We start from the raw sequence: 15,498 nt of genomic DNA, 5'->3' as shown, positions 1-15,498 counted from the left end.
GGCCGGGCTTAGGGGCGCAGGTAGGTCAGGGTGTGGTGGGAGACCTGCCGTCCGGTGTCGTCGGTGACCGTCGCGGTGCCGTAGATCGTCCGGCGTCCCGTCCGGGTCAAGGAGGATTCGCAGGTCAGGTCGGACCGCGCGGCGCCGAGGAACGCGGTGGTCATGTTGACCGTGACGGCTGGTTCGTCGGATCCGATGACGGAGAGGATCGCGATCCAGCAGGTGACGTCGGCGAGCGTCATGGCGCAACCGCCCTGCAAAACGTTGCCCGGGCGGAAGAACTCCGGCCGGGCCGGCAGCGAGAGGGTCGCGACGCCTGAGTCGACTGCCTGCACCGTGAATCCCCACCACGGCCCGAACGGACTGCCGTCGATGATTTCCTGAGCCCGTACCGTGTCCACGCACAGAAACATAACATGATTAGGTAAGTGGATGCGGCGAACGAACGAGGAACGCTCCCGAACCACCCGCCACGACCTGGTCGAGGCCGCGCGGCGGCTGTTCGCCGAGCAGGGGTACGCGGGCACTTCGCTGGCCCAGATCGCCGCCGCGGCCGGGATCACCACGGGCGCGGTCTATCACCACTGGGCGAACAAACAGGAGCTGTTCTACGCAGTGGTGGAGCAGGTGCACGCCGATCTGCACCGGGTACTGCAGTCCCGATCCGGCGGCTCAGGAACCCCGCTCGACCGGCTGAAGGCGTCCGGCTCGCTCTTCCTCCGCCGCTGCGCCGACCCGGCCGTGGGACGAATCCTCCTGGTCGACGGCCCGTCCGTGCTGGGCCAGGAAAGGTGGCGAAACCTGGACGAACAGTGGTGGCGCGAGCCGACCGTCGCGTTGCTGCGCGAGGCGGGCGGTTTCGGCGGCGGTGTCGAGGAGTTGGCGGTCGCTTTGCTGGGGTCGCTGACCGCGTTGGGACAGGAGATCGCGGGTGATCCTGGCCCGGCGCGGATTCGGCGGTGCCAGCAGGTGTATCGGACGTTGGTGGATGCGGTATCCGGTCGGGGGAACTGAGATATTACGAAGCTGCGAGAAGAAGCGCAGTCTGCACCGCTTCCTCAATGTGCGCGCTCACCGTCCCGCCGTGCTGCAACGCGTCCTCGGCCAGCTTTTCCAAGCCTCCGAACAGAATCAGCGCACGGACTCGCGACAGCGGAACCCCGCCGGATTTCCGGAATTCGTCGCCGGCCGAGATGGCGCGGGCGACGTTGACGTAGGCGTCGTGGTTCAGGTCGGCGGTGATCGGGGCGTCGATCAGCGGCACGTCGCGGATGTAGCTCAGCATGACCGCGGGCCGGGCGTCGACGACGCCGGTCCAGGCCGTGACGAGCTGGCGGATTTGGGTCTGCCAGGGCGCGGTACGGTCGACCGCGGCGGCGACCTGCGCGGATCCGGTTTCAGCCGCTTCCTTGAGCAGGGCGAGCAGGCAGGCTTCCTTGGAGTCGAAATGCTCGTAGAAGCCGCGGCGGGACGTGTGCGCCCGGCCGACGAGGTCGCCGATCGTGATCTTCGGGAAGCGTTTTTCCGCCAGCAGCGATTCCAACGCGCCGGTGAAGCGGCTCCGGTAGGCGCCGGGGCGCTCGACGGGCGTTTCCGGCTCAGCAGCGCGTGACACCGCGCGGGTCCTTCCTGTCCGCGGTTATTCCGCGATTCTACCAGTCCGCACGCCGGGATATTGCGAAAACGGGGGTGCGCTATCCGGGAAATGTCCGGGCTAATAGGGGGCGGCATTCGGCGGCGCTGGTTGGTCCGGGCGGCAGTGACGGGCGCGACGCTCTGCCAGCGGCTGCGCCATCTCAGTGACATCACCGAAAGACGTTTGGCGGATTGCGGGTACGTTCGGTAGTGTTTTGTTTCAAGCGTCAGATTGGGGAGTCGAGCGCTAGGGGGATCATCAGGTGTTTTCACCGCTTTTCTTCGTGCCGTGCACGAGACGCGGCATGTCTGTGCCGAAGTAGTCATCACCGCAGGTCACCGAGGTCCACGGCGACTGTCGCGGAGCAGGCTGTTCGGGGAAATCAGAAAAAGAATGGCGAAATCAGGACAATGACGTCTGATTCTCTGAAGATCGCCAGGGTGGCTACCCGTATTGCAACCCCAACGCGTGATCATGGCCTGACGTACCGGACATGATCACCACGACGCGGCGCCGGGCCAATGGCGTCCCGGCACCGCGTCTCCACCACGGAAAGCGTGCGTCAGCGAGCCGTAGGACTGATCCAACGACGGAGTAAGTCACTGAAGCCGAAGCACCGCCTGCTCCACCGAAGCGCACCCCGGCTCGTCGATCGGCGGCAGGATATCCGCAGGATCCGCGCACACCCCGCGGATCACGTCCGCCACCCGCAGCAGCAACCCGAGCCGCGGATGGTGCGGCGGCCAAGCGATCCCGATTTCCCGGGGCGACACGATCTCGCTCAACGAGAACCGGGTAACCCCAGGATGACGTTGCCCGAGCGCCAGTTGCGGCACGATCGAATACCCGACATCTGCCGCGACCAGTGGTTCGACCACGTGGATCTTGTCGGTGTCGAAGACCCAGTTCGGCTCGATGCCCTGGCGGCGTAGCTCCGCCGCGACCTCCATTTGTTCGCTCGTCAGGCACACCATCGGCAGGCCGCGCAGGTCCGCCGGCCGGATTCGGGGCACCGACGCCAGCGGGGCGTTTCGGGGGGACAGCAGGATGAACGGGTCGCTGAACAGTTCCAGGCCGTGTGCTTCCCCGCTTTGCAGGGGAAAGATGACGAACGCGATGTCGATTTCGCCGAAGCGCAGCAATTCCTGCAGGCGGACGTCGTCGTCGACCTCGATGGGTTTGACGCGGCACGGGATGTGCTGCGTGCGCATCGCGGCCAGTACCAGCGGCATCACCCGCACCGCGACGCTCGAGAACACGCCGATCCGGACGGTCGGTTCGCGGCCGTCTCGCATGTCCTGGATGTGCCTCGTCGCGGTGCGGAGGATGACCTGCACTTGTTCGGCGGCGTTGACCAGCGCGATTCCGGCGTCGGTGAGCCGCACCTGGCGTTGTCCGGACGTCCGGCGGACCAGCACGACGCCGAGCCGTCGTTCGATCGACGCGATGCGCTGGCTCACGGCGGGCTGGCTGCAGCCGAGCGCGACCGCGGCCGCCGCGAAGGAGCCCTCGTTGGCGACCGCGTACAGCGCTCTCAGCTGCAGCAGCGTGAGACGGCCGTTGTCGGACCAGATCGCGTCCAGCACAACGCGGCCGAGCCGGTTCCGTCGTTCCGCGCCGATCATGGGCTGGCCTCCTTGCCGGGTGGTGCCGGGAAACTCAGGGTTCCCGCATCGGGCTCACCGGGTCCCTCCGGCGAGGCAGAACGCGGCGGCGAGGTCGATCGTGCTGGCCAGATCGGCCAGGTCCGCCACTTCGCCGGAGCTGTGCATGTGCCGGATGGGGATATTGATGACGCCGCACCGGATACCAGCGGCGACAGCTGCCATGGCATCGGCGTCGGAGCCGCTTTCATCGCCGTATGCCTCGATGGTGTAAGGGATTCCGAGTTCTTTGGCCAGCCTGCGCAAGCTGCGCGCCATGGGTTCGTCGGTGACGGCGCCGCGGCCGATCGCCGGGCCGGAGCCGAGCCGGTGGTCGCCGGTTTTGTGTTCGATGCCGTCTTCCGGGATGTCGCTGGCGAAAGTCGTGTCGATCGCGAGCGCGAAATTCGGTTCCGTCGCGTAAACGGCGCCCATCGCGCCGTGGTAACTCGTTTCCTCGCGCACGCTGGCGACGACGGAGATCTCGGCGGTGACCGACGCCGCGGCCGCCGCGCGAGCCGCTTCGAGGACGGCCAGCGCGCCGAGCCGGTTGTCCAGCGCCGGTGCGGCGATCCGGCCGTTGAGCAGGTCGACCGGGGACGCGCCGAACACCACCGGGTCGCCGACGGTGATCACCGATTGTGCGTCGGCTCGGCTGGTCGCGCCGATGTCGATCCACAAATCGGCCATTTTGGGCGACGAATCCTCGTCGTTCAAATGCGGCGGGGAAGTGCCGATCACGCCCGGAATCCGGCCGTCTTCGGCGAGGACCACGACGTGCTGGCCGTACAGGATCGCGGCGTCCCAGCAGCCGATGCTGACCGCCCACAGCCGTCCGGCGTCGTCGATGTGGCTGACGCTCAGCCCGATCTCGTCGATGTGCCCGATCAGCGTGATCCGCGGCGTGCTGCCCGGGTTCAGCACCGCGTGCCCGCTGCCGAGCGGATCGACGTGCACGTCCGCGAATTCCCCCGCCAATTCGACCCAGGCGCGCACCGGTTCTTCCTCGTAGCCGGACGGCCCGCGCGCGGCGAGCAGCGGCAGGAGACGCCGGCGCAACGTGGCGGCGTCGGGCGCGTAGTGCGAGGAACCGTCGGGGTTCGGCATGCTGCTCCTTTTCCGGGGCGGGGTTTTCGGGAGAGATCAGCGCAGCCAGGCGACCCCGGGCAGGAACCCGAACTGGCCGCTGAACCGGTAATTGCCGAGCCGTGCCGAGGTGAAATCAATCCACTTCGGCACGTACATCGACACCCACGGGGCCTGGTCGGTGACCGCGCGGTCCACTTCGGACCACAGCCGGTTCGCCGCGTCCGGGTCGGTGTTGGCCAGCCGCAGGGCTTCGGTCATCCGGGCGTCGACGGCCGGATCGCAGAAGCCGCCGATGTTCGGGCTCGCGTCCGAATTCGGCACGAACGCGGCGCACGAGGTGAGCACTTTCAGGAAATCGCTGGCCGCAGGATAGTCCTGGGACCAGTCGGTCAAGGCGGCTTCGACGTGATTTCCGGAATTCTGGACGAAGGGGAACTGCAATCCTTCGTCCATCGGTTTCAGTGTCGCACGGTACCCCAAATCGGTCAACAGCGTCTGCAGGTATTCGCCCATCGCGATATGCATCCGGTTGTTTCCGGGCACCACCGAAACCGCGGCTCCGGCGGTGCCGGATTCCGCGACCAGCCGCTTCGCTTTCGCGAGGTCGGGGCCGCGCCACGGGCCGCGGCCGTTCGGGGCCGGGTTGCTGGTCCACGGGCAATACTGCTGGTATCCGGGAAGATTCGGCACGAGGATCTGACAGGTCGGGACGGCCAGCCCGGGGCCGCCCGCCTGCAGTACGGCCGAATTGCGGTCGAACGCGTAATTCACTGCTTGCCTGGCCTTGAGATTGTCGAACGGCGGAATCCGCGTGTTCAGCGCCCAATACCAGATGTGCCCGAGCTGGTCGATGTGCAATTGCTTCGGATGGTCGACGCTGACCTCGGTCAACCGGTCCGGCGGAATCGAGTCGACGGCGAGATCGGCCTGGCCGTTGATCACCGCGGTGACCTGGTCGGTCGGTTCGAGGCCGAATTTCTGCACGATCCGGTCCGGGTATCCCTCGGGCGCGGCGAGCGGCGACCAGGAACGGAAGTACGGATTGCGCTTCAGCACGACGCGGTCGGTCGGATCGTAACTCGCCCAGTAGTACGGTCCAGTCGAGCGCAGTTTCGACACGTCCGAACCGACGTCGGCGGGCGGGGTGTCCGCGGGCAGGATCGACGCCAGCGGCTGCCCGAGCTGCTGCGGGAATTCGGGATCCGGCTCAGTCAGGGTGAAAACGATCTTGCCGGTCGTCTCGTCGATCGAGATGCCTTTCGACAGATCGCAGGTTTCCGGGGTGTCAAGGCATTCCTTCGCCCCGGCGAGGACGTCGAACTGCGAGGACGTCGTCGGCCCGTGCACCTTGAACATCCGCTCGAAGGACGCCTTGACGTCCGCCGGCCGGACCTCGCGCCCGTCGCTGAACCGGATCCCGGACCGCAGCGTGAACGTCCACTTGAGACCGCCGTCGGTCGGCTTCGGTATTTCGGTCACGAGATCCGGCGCCACGTGCTGGCCGGTTTCCGGGCCGGACTTGGTGAACGCGGTCAGACCGTCGTAGGTCGCGGTGAAGAGCGTCCACGACGACGTCGAGAAATTGACCATCGGATCGGCCGTGCCGACGTTGCCCGACGACAGCATGACCTCGGTCCCGCCCTGGTGCCCGTGATCGCCGGGCGCGACCGACGTCAGGTCCAGCGTGTCGTCCACCGCGCATCCGCTCGCGCCGAGGAGCACCAAAGCCGCGAGCACCGCTGACCTCCGCTTCATCGCGCCATCCCCTCGCCGTCGACCGGCGGGAGGATCTCCGCCGAGCGGGCGCACACCCGCTGGATGATGTCGATGACCCCGCGAATGAACGCCAGCCTCGGGTGATAGCGCCGCCAGGCGATGCCGACGGTTCGCGCCGGGACCGTGCCGGCGAGGGAAATCCTTCGTACGCCAGGGGTTCGGCCGCCGAGGGTGAGCCGAGGTACGGCGCCGTAGCCGAGGCCGGCGGCGACCATCGCCTCGACGGCGTGGTTGGTTTCCATCTCCAGCACCCAGTTCAGCTCCGCGCCGACGGACGCGGCCCAGGCTTCCATCGGGTCGCGCTGGCCGCGCAGGCCGATCAACGGCAGCCCGGCGAGCCGTCCGGGCGAGACCCGCTCCGCACCGGCGGGCGCGAGCAGCACGAACGGATCGGTGAGGAGTTCCGCGGTGAGCAGCGCCGGGTCGGTGATCGGCAGCTTCACGAACGCGAGATCGATGTCCCCGTTGCGCACCAGCCGTGATACTTCAGTTTGCTGATCTAGTTCTACCAATTCGATCCGGTAGTCGACCGGCTGCCGCCGCAGCGCCGCCATCATCGGCGGGATCACCCGCTCGCTCGCGCTGGTGAACAGGCCGATCCGGACAGTTGCGTTGAGGCCCTTGCGGATCGTCTCCACCTGGCTGACGGCGACCGAGAGGATCCCGCCGACCTGTTCCGCGGCGGCGACCAGGGTGTCGCCCGCTTCGGTCAGCGACACCCGGCGCTGCTGCCGGGACCGGTGCACCAGCAGGACCCCGAGCCCGCGTTCGAGGCTCGCGACCCGCTGGCTTACCGCCGACTGGGTGCAGCCGAGCGCGGTCGCGGCCCCGGCGAACGAGCCGGTCGCGGAGATGGCGATGAGCGCCGCCAGTTGCGGCAGTGTCGGGCGGGCGGATTGGTCGGTGTCGGCGCTAGTCATCGTGAGCGACCTTCGGTTCGGCAGCGGCCAGCGGCACCGCCGGGGCGAGCGGATGATGACAGGCGACCTCGTGCCCAGCGTGTTCCCTGGTCAGCACCGGTTCCGTGGTGCGGCACACGCTGGTGGCGCGCGGACAGCGCGGATGGAACCGGCAGCCGCTCGGCGGCTCCAGCGGGCTGGGCACGTCCCCGGCGAGCGTGGTGTCGCGCCAGTCCGAGCCCGCCGCGGGATCCGGGACCGGCACCGACGCCAGCAGTGCTGCGGTGTAGGGATGCTGCGGTGCCGCGAAGATCTCAGCGACCGATGCCTGTTCGACGATCCGGCCGAGATACATCACCGCGACCCGGTCGGAGGTGTGCCGGACGACGCCGAGGTCGTGCGCGATGAACACGTAGGTGAGGCCGAGCCGTTCCTTGAGGTCGTCGAACAGGTTCAGGATCTGCGCCTGCACCGAAACGTCCAATGCGGACACTGGTTCGTCGGCGACGACGACACGCGGCCGCAGCGCCAGCGCTCGCGCGATGACGGCGCGCTGCCGTTGCCCGCCGGACAGTTCGTGCGGGAACCGGTCCGCGAGTTCGGCGGAAAGGCCAGTCAGGACAAGGAGTTCGGCGATGTCCGCGCGGCTCGCCGGCTGCCGGTGCACGCGCAGCGGCTCGGCGACCGAATCGCCGATCCGGCGGCGGGGATTGAGGCTGGCGTACGGGTCCTGGAAAATCATCTGCACCGAACGGCGGACCGGACGCAGCCCGCGGCGGCCAGTCCGGCTGATCTCGGTGCCGTCGAAGGTGATCGACCCGCTGCTCGGCTGGTAGAGCCGGACGAGACAGCGGCCCAGCGTGGACTTGCCGCAGCCGGATTCGCCGACGAGACCGAGGGTTTCGCCGCGCCGCACGGACAGTGAGACCCCGTCGACGGCCCGCAGCCGTCCGGGGCGGCCGAGCCGATTTCTTCGTACCGCGAACCATTTCACCAGGTCTGTGGTGCTGAGCAGGTCAGCCATCAGGCGGTTCTCTTTTCGTCCGGGGTCGACGCGTGCCGCAGCAGGCAGGCGTCGAAATGCTCCTGAGCCGAAGGCAGCAGAACCGGCCGCTGCTGGACGCAAACGGCTTCCGCGTCCGGACATCGCGGCGCGAACGCACAACCCGGTCCGATGTCGGCCGCCAGCGGGGGCAGTCCCTCGATGGAGGGCAGCCGAGCGGGCCGCGGCATGTCCAGGCGGGGAATGGAACCGAGCAGCCCGACGGTGTAGGGATGCTGCGGCCGGGCGAACAACTGCGCGGTCGGCGCCTGCTCGACGATCCGCCCGGCGTACATCACCTGCACCCGCGACGCGATCCCGGCGAGCACGCCGAGGTCGTGCGTGATCAGGATGACGCTGGTGCCGGTGCGGGCGCTCAGATCCCGGATGATGCGCAGGATCTGGGCCTGCACCGAGACGTCCAGCGCGGTGGTCGGCTCGTCGGCGATGAGGATGTCGGGTTCGCAGGACAGCGCCATCGCGATCATCACCCGCTGCCGCATGCCGCCGGAGAACTGGTGCGGATAGTCCCGCGCGCGGGCCTCGGGGCTCGGAATGCCGACCGTCTCGAGCAGTTCGACGGCTCGGCGCAGGGCAGCTCGCCTGCCAATGCGCTGGTGCTGGCGGATCTGTTCCGCGATCTGCCAGCCCACGCGGTACACCGGGTTCAGCGACGTCATCGGGTCCTGGAAGATCATCGCGATCCGGTCGCCCCGGTAGTCGCGCATCCGTCGCGCGGGCAGGGCGAGGAGGTCCTGGCCGTCGAACAGCACCCGGCCGCTGACGACCGCGTTGCCGTCGCGGATCAAGCCGAGCAGTGCGAGCATCGAGATCGACTTGCCTGAGCCGGATTCGCCGACCACGCCGAGGGTTTCGCCCGCCCGGAGCTCGAACGACACGTCGTCCACCACCCGCACCAAGCCGTTGTGCGTGCGGAACTCCACGGTCAGGCCTTCCGCGGACAGGACTTTCGCGGGCAGGGTCGTCATCGCACTCGGATCCTCGGGTCAAGGGCGGCGTAGCCGAGGTCGACCAGGAGGTTCACCAGCACGACGGTGAACGCGCCGTACAGCGTCACCGCCATCAGCACCGGCAGGTCGAATCGGCTGAGCGAATGGAAGGTGAGGTTGCCGACGCCGGGCAGGCCGAACACCTGCTCGGTGAGCACCGCGGCGCCGCCGAGCATGGCCCCGAGGTCGAGGCCGAACAGGCTGACGAACGGGATGAGCGAATTCCGCAGCACGTGCCGGAACAGCACCCGGGATTCGGAAAGCCCCTTCGCTCGCGCGGTGAGCACGAAATCGGACCGGTCGACCTCGATCAGGTCGGCCCGCAGCACGCGCGCGTACAGCCCGGCGGTGCCGATCGCCAGCGTGATCCACGGGAACAGCAGCTGCTCGAACCACTTCAGCGGGTTGACGTTGATCGGCGTGTAGCCGAGTTCCGGCAACCAGCTGAAGAGGCTGTTGTGCCAGGTGCCCTGGGTAAGCAGGTTAACCACGCCGCCCAGCCAGTACACCGGCAGCGACATGCCGACCAGGCCGAGGCCCATCAGCAGCGGATCGACCGCGCGGCCCCGGAAAACCGCGGCGAGCGTGCCCGCGCCGAGCGCGAGCAGCAGCCAGATCACCGCGGCCCCGGCGACCAGCGACAGCGTGACCGGGATCGTCTTGGCCACCCGGGAAAGCACCGGGCCGCGATCGGTGTAGGACACCAGGTCCCGGTCGACGACCAGGCGCTTCATCATGGCGAAGTACTGCTCCGGCAACGGTTTGTCGAGGCCGAAGTCGGTCCGGATCTGCTCGATCACCTGCGGGGTCGCCTGTTTGCCCGCGATCTGCCGTGCCGGGTCGACGCCCGGGGTCTTGAAGAAGATCAGGAACACCAGGACGCTCACCGCGATCAGCACCCCGGCCGCGGAGAACACCCGGCGGACGACGTAGCCGATCACCGGGCACGCATCCGCAGTTCGGCCTTCGGGTCGAAGGCGTCCCGGATCGCGTCGCCGAGAATGTTCAGCACGCACACGGTGATCGCGAGCAGCGCGCCGGGCACGATCGCCATCAGCGGCCGGTTGCGCAGCAGTTGCGTGCCGTCCTCGATGATCGTGCCCCAGCTCGCGGCGGGCGGATGCACGCCGATGCCGAGGAACGACAGGCCGGACTCCAGCAGCATCGCCGTCGCCACCATCAGCGGGAACAGCACGATCACCCGGGACAGCACGTTCGGCAGGATTTCCCGGCGGATGATCCGGCCGTGCCCGGCGCCGTAGGACGTCGCCGCGCCGACGTAGTCCGCGGCGCGCACGGACAGCACCGCGCCGCGCACCGGCCGCGCGACATAAGGCACATAGACCACGCCGATAATCAGGACCGGCAGCGCGAGACTGCCCGAACTGACCCGGACGAAACCGAGGCTGATCCCGGACGCGAAGCTGATCGCGGAAATCGAGATCGCCAGCATCAGCACCGGAAACGCCCACACGACGTCCAGGATTCTGGACAGCACGCCGTCGACGACGCCGCCGACGTACCCGGCGATCAGCCCCACCACGAGGCCTCCGGCACAGGCGACGAGACCGGCGAGCACCCCGATCACGAGGGTGTTCCGGCCGCCGTACAGGATCCGCGCGGCGACGTCCCGGCCGTCCCCGTCCGCGCCGAGCAGGAAATGCGCCTGTCCGGTCGGACCGATCGGCAGCACGCCGACGCCTTGGGGCGCTGGTTGCAGCAGCGGCACTACGGTCCCGTCGTCGAGCACGGTGCTGCCGACCGGGTTGGCCACGAACGGATCAGTGCCGGAGATGTGGCTGGCGTAGAGCGGCGCGAGCACGCACAGCACCACGATCAGGGCGAGGACCGCCGCCGAAACCACGACCCGGGAATTGCCGAGCAGGGCCCGGAGGCCGCGCCGCCACGGCCCGCCGCCGGACTCCGGTGCCGATCGCGGGCCGCCGACCGCCGCCTGCGCGGGATGGGGCTCGGTCACCTGGCCACCCCCTCGGATTCGCCGCCTGTGGGCAAAAGCTAGAGAAGGTTCACGTTTTTCGGCAAGAAGACCGGCATCGCATTCGATAAGACGGACTAATGGGCTGACCGAGGCGTTCCCGGCCGGAAGACTTTCCGGTAAGCGCCGGGCGTTACGCCGACGACCTGGCCGAACTGGGAACGGAAGTTGCTCGTCGTCGGGAAACCGGTCTGCGCGGCGATCCGGTCGACGGTGTGATCGGTCGTTTCGAGAAGTTCCTGCGCCTGCCGCAGGCGCACTCCGGCCACCCATTGCATGGGGCTTTGCCCGGTTTCTTCCTTGAACCGCCTGGTCAGCGTCCGCACGCTCAGCCCGGCCGCGTCGGCGATGTCCGCGAGCGCGAGGTCCCGGTACGCGTTTTCCTCGATCCACGGCAGGATCTGGCCGAGCGTGGCCGGGCGGCTGGGCGCGCGGTTGCGGACAATGTATTGCGCCTGTCCGCCGGGCCGGTGCAATGGCGCGACGGCGAGGCGCGCGGCATCGGCCGCGACGGCGGTTCCGTAATCGTTCTGGACGATGTGCAGGCACAGATCAATTCCGGCTACCGCACCCGCGGAAGTGAGGATTTTCCCGTTGTCGGTGTAAAGCACGTCGGGATTCAATCGGACGGCGGGATATTTGCGCGCGAATTCGTCGGCGGCCAGCCAATGCGTTGTCGCGTCCCGGCCGTCGAGCAATCCCGCTTCGGCGAGCGTGAATGCCCCGACGCAGATCGACGCGATTCGCGTGCCGCGATCGGCGGCGGCCCGCAACGCGTCGAGGACGGCGGGCGGTGCGGGCGCCAGGGGGTTCTCCCGGCCGGGCACCACGATGAGGTCGGCGCGCTGGAGAGCGTCGAGGCCCTCGTCGACCGCCAGCCGCAGCGGGCCGGCGCTGATCGCCCGCTCCGGACCGGCGACGACGGTCCGGTACCCGGGGCGGCCGTCCGGGAGCCGGACGCGGCCGAAGGTCTCGATCGGCGTGGCCAGATCAAAGGGGATCGCGTCCGGAAGCGCGAGCACCGCTGTGGTGTACATCCCTGCAGAGTAAGGCATCTGCCGCGTGGCCAGATACAGGTGGAAGCTGTCTTGATAGCCATTGTGGAGATCATCGCGGAAGGACTTCGATGGACGAAAGCGTCCATCGAAAGGAACCGCTCGTGCTCCGTGCCCAGTTCGTGCTCTTCGACGGGTTCGACCCGCTCGACACCATCGCTCCGTTCGAGGTGCTGTCTGCCGGAAGCGACTTCCTCGGCGGCAAGCTCGCTGTGGAACTCGTGAGCGCGGACGGCCCCGGCGTCGTGCGCTCCGGCGTCCCCGGGCTCACCCTGACCGCGACCGCGGCGTTCGACCCGGACGCACCCGGCTACGTCCTCGTCCCCGGAGCCGCCGGGCCGATGGACGGTGACCCGGACGTCGAGACCATCCCGGTGCTGTTGTCGCGCTTCGCGTCGGGGGACGCGATGCCGTTGCTGCGGCGCGCGTTCGACAGTCCGGACAGTACGGTCGTGACCATCTGTGGGGGTTCGCTCGCGCTGGCGATGGCTGGTCTGCTCGAAGGCCGCACTGCGACGACGCACGTGCGCGGCGTGGACCTGCTCGACGCCGCCGGAGCGAACGCCGTCCGCGCCCGGGTCGTGGACGACGGCGACTTGATCAGCGGCGGCGGCGTGACTTCGGGCCTCGACGTGGCTCTTTACGTGCTGGAGCGCGATTTCGGTTCGCACACCGCGAGGGCCGTCGAAGAGCTTTTCGAATACGAACGCCGCGGCACCACTTGGAAAGCCTCGCACTCCGTGAAGGCAAATTCGTGAACGCTTTCCTGCTGTCAGTTCATGTCTTGGCGGCCATTCTCGCCATCGGCCCGGTCGCCGTAGCCGCGAGCATGTTCCCCAGCGCCGCCCGGCTCGCCCCCGACGACCCGAAAAAGGCGGCCACACTGCAGGTTCTCCACCGCACGACCCGGGTTTACGCGGTGCTCGGCGTGCTCGTTCCGGTCTTCGGACTCGCGACTGGTGCACGGATGGGCGTGCTGGGGGATGCCTGGCTGATCGTTTCGCTGATTCTGACTGTCGCCGCTGCCGGAATCCTGATCGCGCTTATCCTGCCCGGCCAGAAACGCGCAGTCGACGCACTCGGGTCCGATAAGCCGGTGGCCGTTCGCCTGGGAATGACGACCGGCATCTTCAACCTGCTCTGGGCGGCGGTGGTCGTGCTGATGATCTATCGTCCCGGCTCGACGACGGGAGTCGGATTGTGAGCCCGCGACGGATGCTGGAAATCATCGGCGCGGTGGAATTGGCGACGCTGGCGCTGATGCTGGGAAATGTCGTGACCGTGCATCAGCGGGAGGTCTCGCAGGTGCTCGGCCCGGTGCACGGGTTGGCTTATACGGCGACGGTGATCGCTGCTGTCCTGGTCATGGGCGGCCGCCGTCGGATCTGGCTGCTGGCGCTGATTCCCGGGATCGGCGGGCTTCTCGCGGCACGGGCCGCTTCGCCCGCGTGACCAGCCAAGGTCCCCCGAGCGCGACAAGGGTGGCACTAGGTTCACCAGGAGATCTGGTATGGGCTTCATGGCATCGACCTCCCGCGGTGCCTTAGCGTCGTGCCATGACGATTCCAGCCGGACTGAGCCGCGCGGTCCTCCGGGCGCGGCGGGACACCGGCTTTCTCGCCGCTGGTGTGCTGCCGCACCTGGCGCTGGTGCCCGTCTGGGCCTGGGCGGCGGCGACTGTCGCCAGGACCGGGAACTGGCTCCTCGCGGTTTCCGTGTCGGCCGCCCTGGTCCTGCTCGGCTCCCCGGTGCTGACGGCCGTTCAGCGGGCTCGCTACCGGATGCTCATCGGCGTGGACGTCCCCCGAGTCGCCGCCGCGCCGGAACGATGGACGTGGGCCGCGATCGCCCGGTGGCTCACGGCGACGCGGCCGTGGCGCAAGATCGGCTACCACCTCCTGCTGGGCCCGCTGCTCGCGCTGCTGGAACTGCTGGTGCTCGCGGCGGCAGCGGCGGGCCTGGCGGGCGTCACCGCCTACGCCTGGGCATGGGCGTTGCCAAACGGAATCCGCCCGGACCGGTTCGGCTACCTGACCCAGCTGCCCGCCTGCACCGCGGTCGGAATCCTCCTCCTGTGCGCCCTGCCCTGGACCGCGCGGGCAGCAGCCCGGGCCGAGGCGCGGCTGGCGTCGGGTCTGCTCGGGCCCAGCCAGGCGCAGCGGCTCCAGGAGCGGGTCGATCAGCTGGCGGTGAGCCGGACCGACCTGATCGAGGCCGTCGACACGGAGCGCCGCCGGATCGAGCGCGACCTGCACGACGGCACCCAGCAGCGGTTGGTATCTCTCGCGGTCAACCTTGGTCTGGCCATCGCCACCCGCCCGGACCTGCCGAGCGATGCCCGCGAGGTGATCGAGAAAGCGCACCTGGAGGCGAAGGAAGCGATCGCCGAACTCGACGACCTGGTGCGGGGGCTGCACCCGGCCGTGCTCGAGGACCGGGGTCTGGACGCGGCGTTGTCCGGGCTGGCCGCCCGCACGCCCCTTCCGGTGCGGCTGCGGGTCAATCTGGAGGAGCGGATGGCGCCCAAGGTGGAGTCAGTCGCGTACTTCGTGATCTCCGAGGCGCTGACCAATGCGACGAAGCACGCCAACGCGATGCGTGCGGAGGTGACGGTCCGTCAGGTCGGCGAGGTATTGCGAGTGCGCGTCACCGATGACGGGCTGGGCGGTGCCGACGCCTCCTCAGGCTCGGGGCTGACCGGGCTGGCCAAGCGGGTCGGTTCCCTCGACGGGGCCTTTCGCGTCAGCAGCCCCGTCGGCGGGCCCACCACGATCACCGCGGAGCTGCCGTGCGCGCGGTGATCGCCGAGGATTCGGTGTTGTTGCGCGTCGGCCTGATCAAGGTGCTGGAGGCGGGCGGGTTCGAGGTCGTCGCGGAAGCCGGCGACGCGGAAGGGCTGCTGGCGGCAGTGGCGGAGCACCGGCCCGAACTCGCTTTGATCGACGTCCGGATGCCGCCCGGCTTCACCGACGAGGGCGTGCGGGCGGCGATGGAGATCCGCCGGCGCTGGCCGGGGACGCCGGTGGTGCTGCTTTCGCAGTACGTGGAGGAGCGGTACGCGGCCGACCTGCTGTCCGCGAACACCAGCGGCGTGGGCTACCTGCTCAAACAGCGGGTCGCCGATGTCGCCGACTTCGTGGCGGCGGTCCGGCGGGTGGCCGACGGGGGCACGGCCTTGGACCCGCAGGTCGTCGCCCAGCTGCTGCTGCGGCGCGACAGCGACCCGCTCGCCCGGCTGACTCCCCGCGAACGGGACGCCGCGACCATGGTGGCCGCCGACGTGCGGCTGAGCGCCGAGGTCCCGATGACTACGATCACCCCGGAGGGTTATCGCGCGCAGGTGTTCCCGCTC

The 15,498-nt window shown here is 68.8% G+C and carries 17 protein-coding genes; 6 read left to right on the top strand and 11 right to left on the bottom strand.

What is annotated here, in order from left to right; translation table 11 throughout:
- Positions 1–8: 8 nt before the first annotated feature.
- On the bottom strand, positions 9–401 hold the full coding sequence (locus ACWDNU_RS31400) for a PaaI family thioesterase (RefSeq protein WP_449671537.1): 393 nt from the start codon (positions 399–401) through the stop codon (positions 9–11).
- 31 nt (positions 402–432) lie between these two features.
- On the opposite strand from ACWDNU_RS31400, the gene ACWDNU_RS31395 reads away from it, so the two are divergent.
- Positions 433–1,014, top strand: a complete 582-nt coding sequence (locus tag ACWDNU_RS31395; protein ID WP_449671536.1) for a TetR/AcrR family transcriptional regulator — start codon at positions 433–435, stop codon at positions 1,012–1,014.
- 4 nt (positions 1,015–1,018) lie between these two features.
- Here ACWDNU_RS31395 and ACWDNU_RS31390 read toward each other — a convergent pair whose 3' ends face one another.
- The 10 genes from ACWDNU_RS31390 to ACWDNU_RS31345 all read right to left on the bottom strand — a co-directional run bounded on the left by ACWDNU_RS31390 (position 1,019) and on the right by ACWDNU_RS31345 (position 12,128).
- On the bottom strand, positions 1,019–1,615 hold the full coding sequence (locus ACWDNU_RS31390) for a TetR/AcrR family transcriptional regulator (RefSeq protein WP_449671535.1): 597 nt from the start codon (positions 1,613–1,615) through the stop codon (positions 1,019–1,021).
- A 620-nt stretch (positions 1,616–2,235) separates the two neighbouring features.
- Positions 2,236–3,261, bottom strand: coding sequence for a LysR family transcriptional regulator (locus ACWDNU_RS31385; RefSeq protein ID WP_449671534.1), 1,026 nt, complete (start codon positions 3,259–3,261; stop codon positions 2,236–2,238).
- A gap of 54 nt (positions 3,262–3,315) precedes the next feature.
- Complete coding sequence (locus ACWDNU_RS31380) at positions 3,316–4,386, bottom strand: zinc-binding metallopeptidase family protein (RefSeq protein ID WP_370935080.1); 1,071 nt, start codon at positions 4,384–4,386, stop codon at positions 3,316–3,318.
- A gap of 36 nt (positions 4,387–4,422) precedes the next feature.
- On the bottom strand, positions 4,423–6,123 hold the full coding sequence (locus tag ACWDNU_RS31375) for an ABC transporter substrate-binding protein (protein WP_449671533.1): 1,701 nt from the start codon (positions 6,121–6,123) through the stop codon (positions 4,423–4,425).
- Positions 6,120–7,064 (bottom strand): LysR family transcriptional regulator, encoded by a 945-nt coding sequence (locus tag ACWDNU_RS31370; RefSeq protein ID WP_370935082.1) that lies wholly within the window; start codon positions 7,062–7,064, stop codon positions 6,120–6,122. The genes ACWDNU_RS31375 and ACWDNU_RS31370 overlap by 4 nt, the downstream gene beginning before the upstream one ends.
- Positions 7,057–8,067 (bottom strand): ABC transporter ATP-binding protein, encoded by a 1,011-nt coding sequence (locus tag ACWDNU_RS31365; RefSeq protein ID WP_449671532.1) that lies wholly within the window; start codon positions 8,065–8,067, stop codon positions 7,057–7,059. The genes ACWDNU_RS31370 and ACWDNU_RS31365 overlap by 8 nt, the downstream gene beginning before the upstream one ends.
- Complete coding sequence (locus tag ACWDNU_RS31360) at positions 8,067–9,074, bottom strand: ABC transporter ATP-binding protein (RefSeq protein ID WP_449671531.1); 1,008 nt, start codon at positions 9,072–9,074, stop codon at positions 8,067–8,069. The genes ACWDNU_RS31365 and ACWDNU_RS31360 overlap by 1 nt, the downstream gene beginning before the upstream one ends.
- Positions 9,071–10,036 (bottom strand): ABC transporter permease, encoded by a 966-nt coding sequence (locus ACWDNU_RS31355; RefSeq protein WP_370935085.1) that lies wholly within the window; start codon positions 10,034–10,036, stop codon positions 9,071–9,073. The genes ACWDNU_RS31360 and ACWDNU_RS31355 overlap by 4 nt, the downstream gene beginning before the upstream one ends.
- Positions 10,033–11,073 carry an ABC transporter permease gene (locus ACWDNU_RS31350; protein ID WP_449671530.1) on the bottom strand — a complete coding sequence of 347 codons (1,041 nt, stop codon included), beginning with the start codon at positions 11,071–11,073 and terminating at the stop codon, positions 10,033–10,035. Before ACWDNU_RS31350 ends, ACWDNU_RS31355 begins: the two co-directional genes overlap by 4 nt.
- Positions 11,074–11,168: 95 nt before the next feature.
- Positions 11,169–12,128: a GlxA family transcriptional regulator gene (locus tag ACWDNU_RS31345; RefSeq protein WP_449671529.1), complete on the bottom strand. Its 960-nt coding sequence runs from the start codon at positions 12,126–12,128 to the stop codon at positions 11,169–11,171.
- Between the two features lie 89 nt (positions 12,129–12,217).
- On the opposite strand from ACWDNU_RS31345, the gene ACWDNU_RS31340 reads away from it, so the two are divergent.
- The 5 genes from ACWDNU_RS31340 to ACWDNU_RS31320 form a co-directional block, all read left to right on the top strand.
- Entirely contained in the window at positions 12,218–12,904 is a 687-nt protein-coding gene (locus ACWDNU_RS31340) for a DJ-1/PfpI family protein (protein WP_449671528.1), read from the top strand.
- Positions 12,901–13,350 carry a hypothetical protein gene (locus ACWDNU_RS31335; RefSeq protein ID WP_449671527.1) on the top strand — a complete coding sequence of 150 codons (450 nt, stop codon included), beginning with the start codon at positions 12,901–12,903 and terminating at the stop codon, positions 13,348–13,350. Before ACWDNU_RS31340 ends, ACWDNU_RS31335 begins: the two co-directional genes overlap by 4 nt.
- Positions 13,347–13,598, top strand: coding sequence for a hypothetical protein (locus ACWDNU_RS31330; RefSeq protein WP_449671526.1), 252 nt, complete (start codon positions 13,347–13,349; stop codon positions 13,596–13,598). Before ACWDNU_RS31335 ends, ACWDNU_RS31330 begins: the two co-directional genes overlap by 4 nt.
- 104 nt (positions 13,599–13,702) lie before the next feature.
- On the top strand, positions 13,703–14,947 hold the full coding sequence (locus ACWDNU_RS31325; RefSeq protein WP_449671525.1) for a sensor histidine kinase: 1,245 nt from the start codon (positions 13,703–13,705) through the stop codon (positions 14,945–14,947).
- The coding region (locus ACWDNU_RS31320) for a response regulator (RefSeq protein WP_449671524.1) at positions 14,935–15,498 on the top strand (564 nt) is incomplete at its 3' end. The genes ACWDNU_RS31325 and ACWDNU_RS31320, both read left to right, overlap by 13 nt.

It is taken from the genome of Amycolatopsis sp. NPDC003676 (assembly GCF_053587275.1).
The sequence above is the reverse complement of the archived record's forward strand: the minus strand, read 5'-3'. Positions and strand labels throughout refer to the sequence as shown.

Coding starts and splice junctions, on each gene's coding strand:
- ACWDNU_RS31395 (WP_449671536.1), top strand. CDS start 433: ATGCGGCGAACGAACGAGGAACGCTCCCGAACCACCCGCCACGACCTG.
- ACWDNU_RS31385 (WP_449671534.1), bottom strand. CDS start 3,261: ATGATCGGCGCGGAACGACGGAACCGGCTCGGCCGCGTTGTGCTGGAC.
- ACWDNU_RS31380 (WP_370935080.1), bottom strand. CDS start 4,386: ATGCCGAACCCCGACGGTTCCTCGCACTACGCGCCCGACGCCGCCACG.
- ACWDNU_RS31375 (WP_449671533.1), bottom strand. CDS start 6,123: ATGAAGCGGAGGTCAGCGGTGCTCGCGGCTTTGGTGCTCCTCGGCGCG.
- ACWDNU_RS31370 (WP_370935082.1), bottom strand. CDS start 7,064: ATGACTAGCGCCGACACCGACCAATCCGCCCGCCCGACACTGCCGCAA.
- ACWDNU_RS31365 (WP_449671532.1), bottom strand. CDS start 8,067: ATGGCTGACCTGCTCAGCACCACAGACCTGGTGAAATGGTTCGCGGTA.
- ACWDNU_RS31360 (WP_449671531.1), bottom strand. CDS start 9,074: ATGACGACCCTGCCCGCGAAAGTCCTGTCCGCGGAAGGCCTGACCGTG.
- ACWDNU_RS31345 (WP_449671529.1), bottom strand. CDS start 12,128: ATGTACACCACAGCGGTGCTCGCGCTTCCGGACGCGATCCCCTTTGAT.
- ACWDNU_RS31340 (WP_449671528.1), top strand. CDS start 12,218: ATGGACGAAAGCGTCCATCGAAAGGAACCGCTCGTGCTCCGTGCCCAG.
- ACWDNU_RS31325 (WP_449671525.1), top strand. CDS start 13,703: ATGACGATTCCAGCCGGACTGAGCCGCGCGGTCCTCCGGGCGCGGCGG.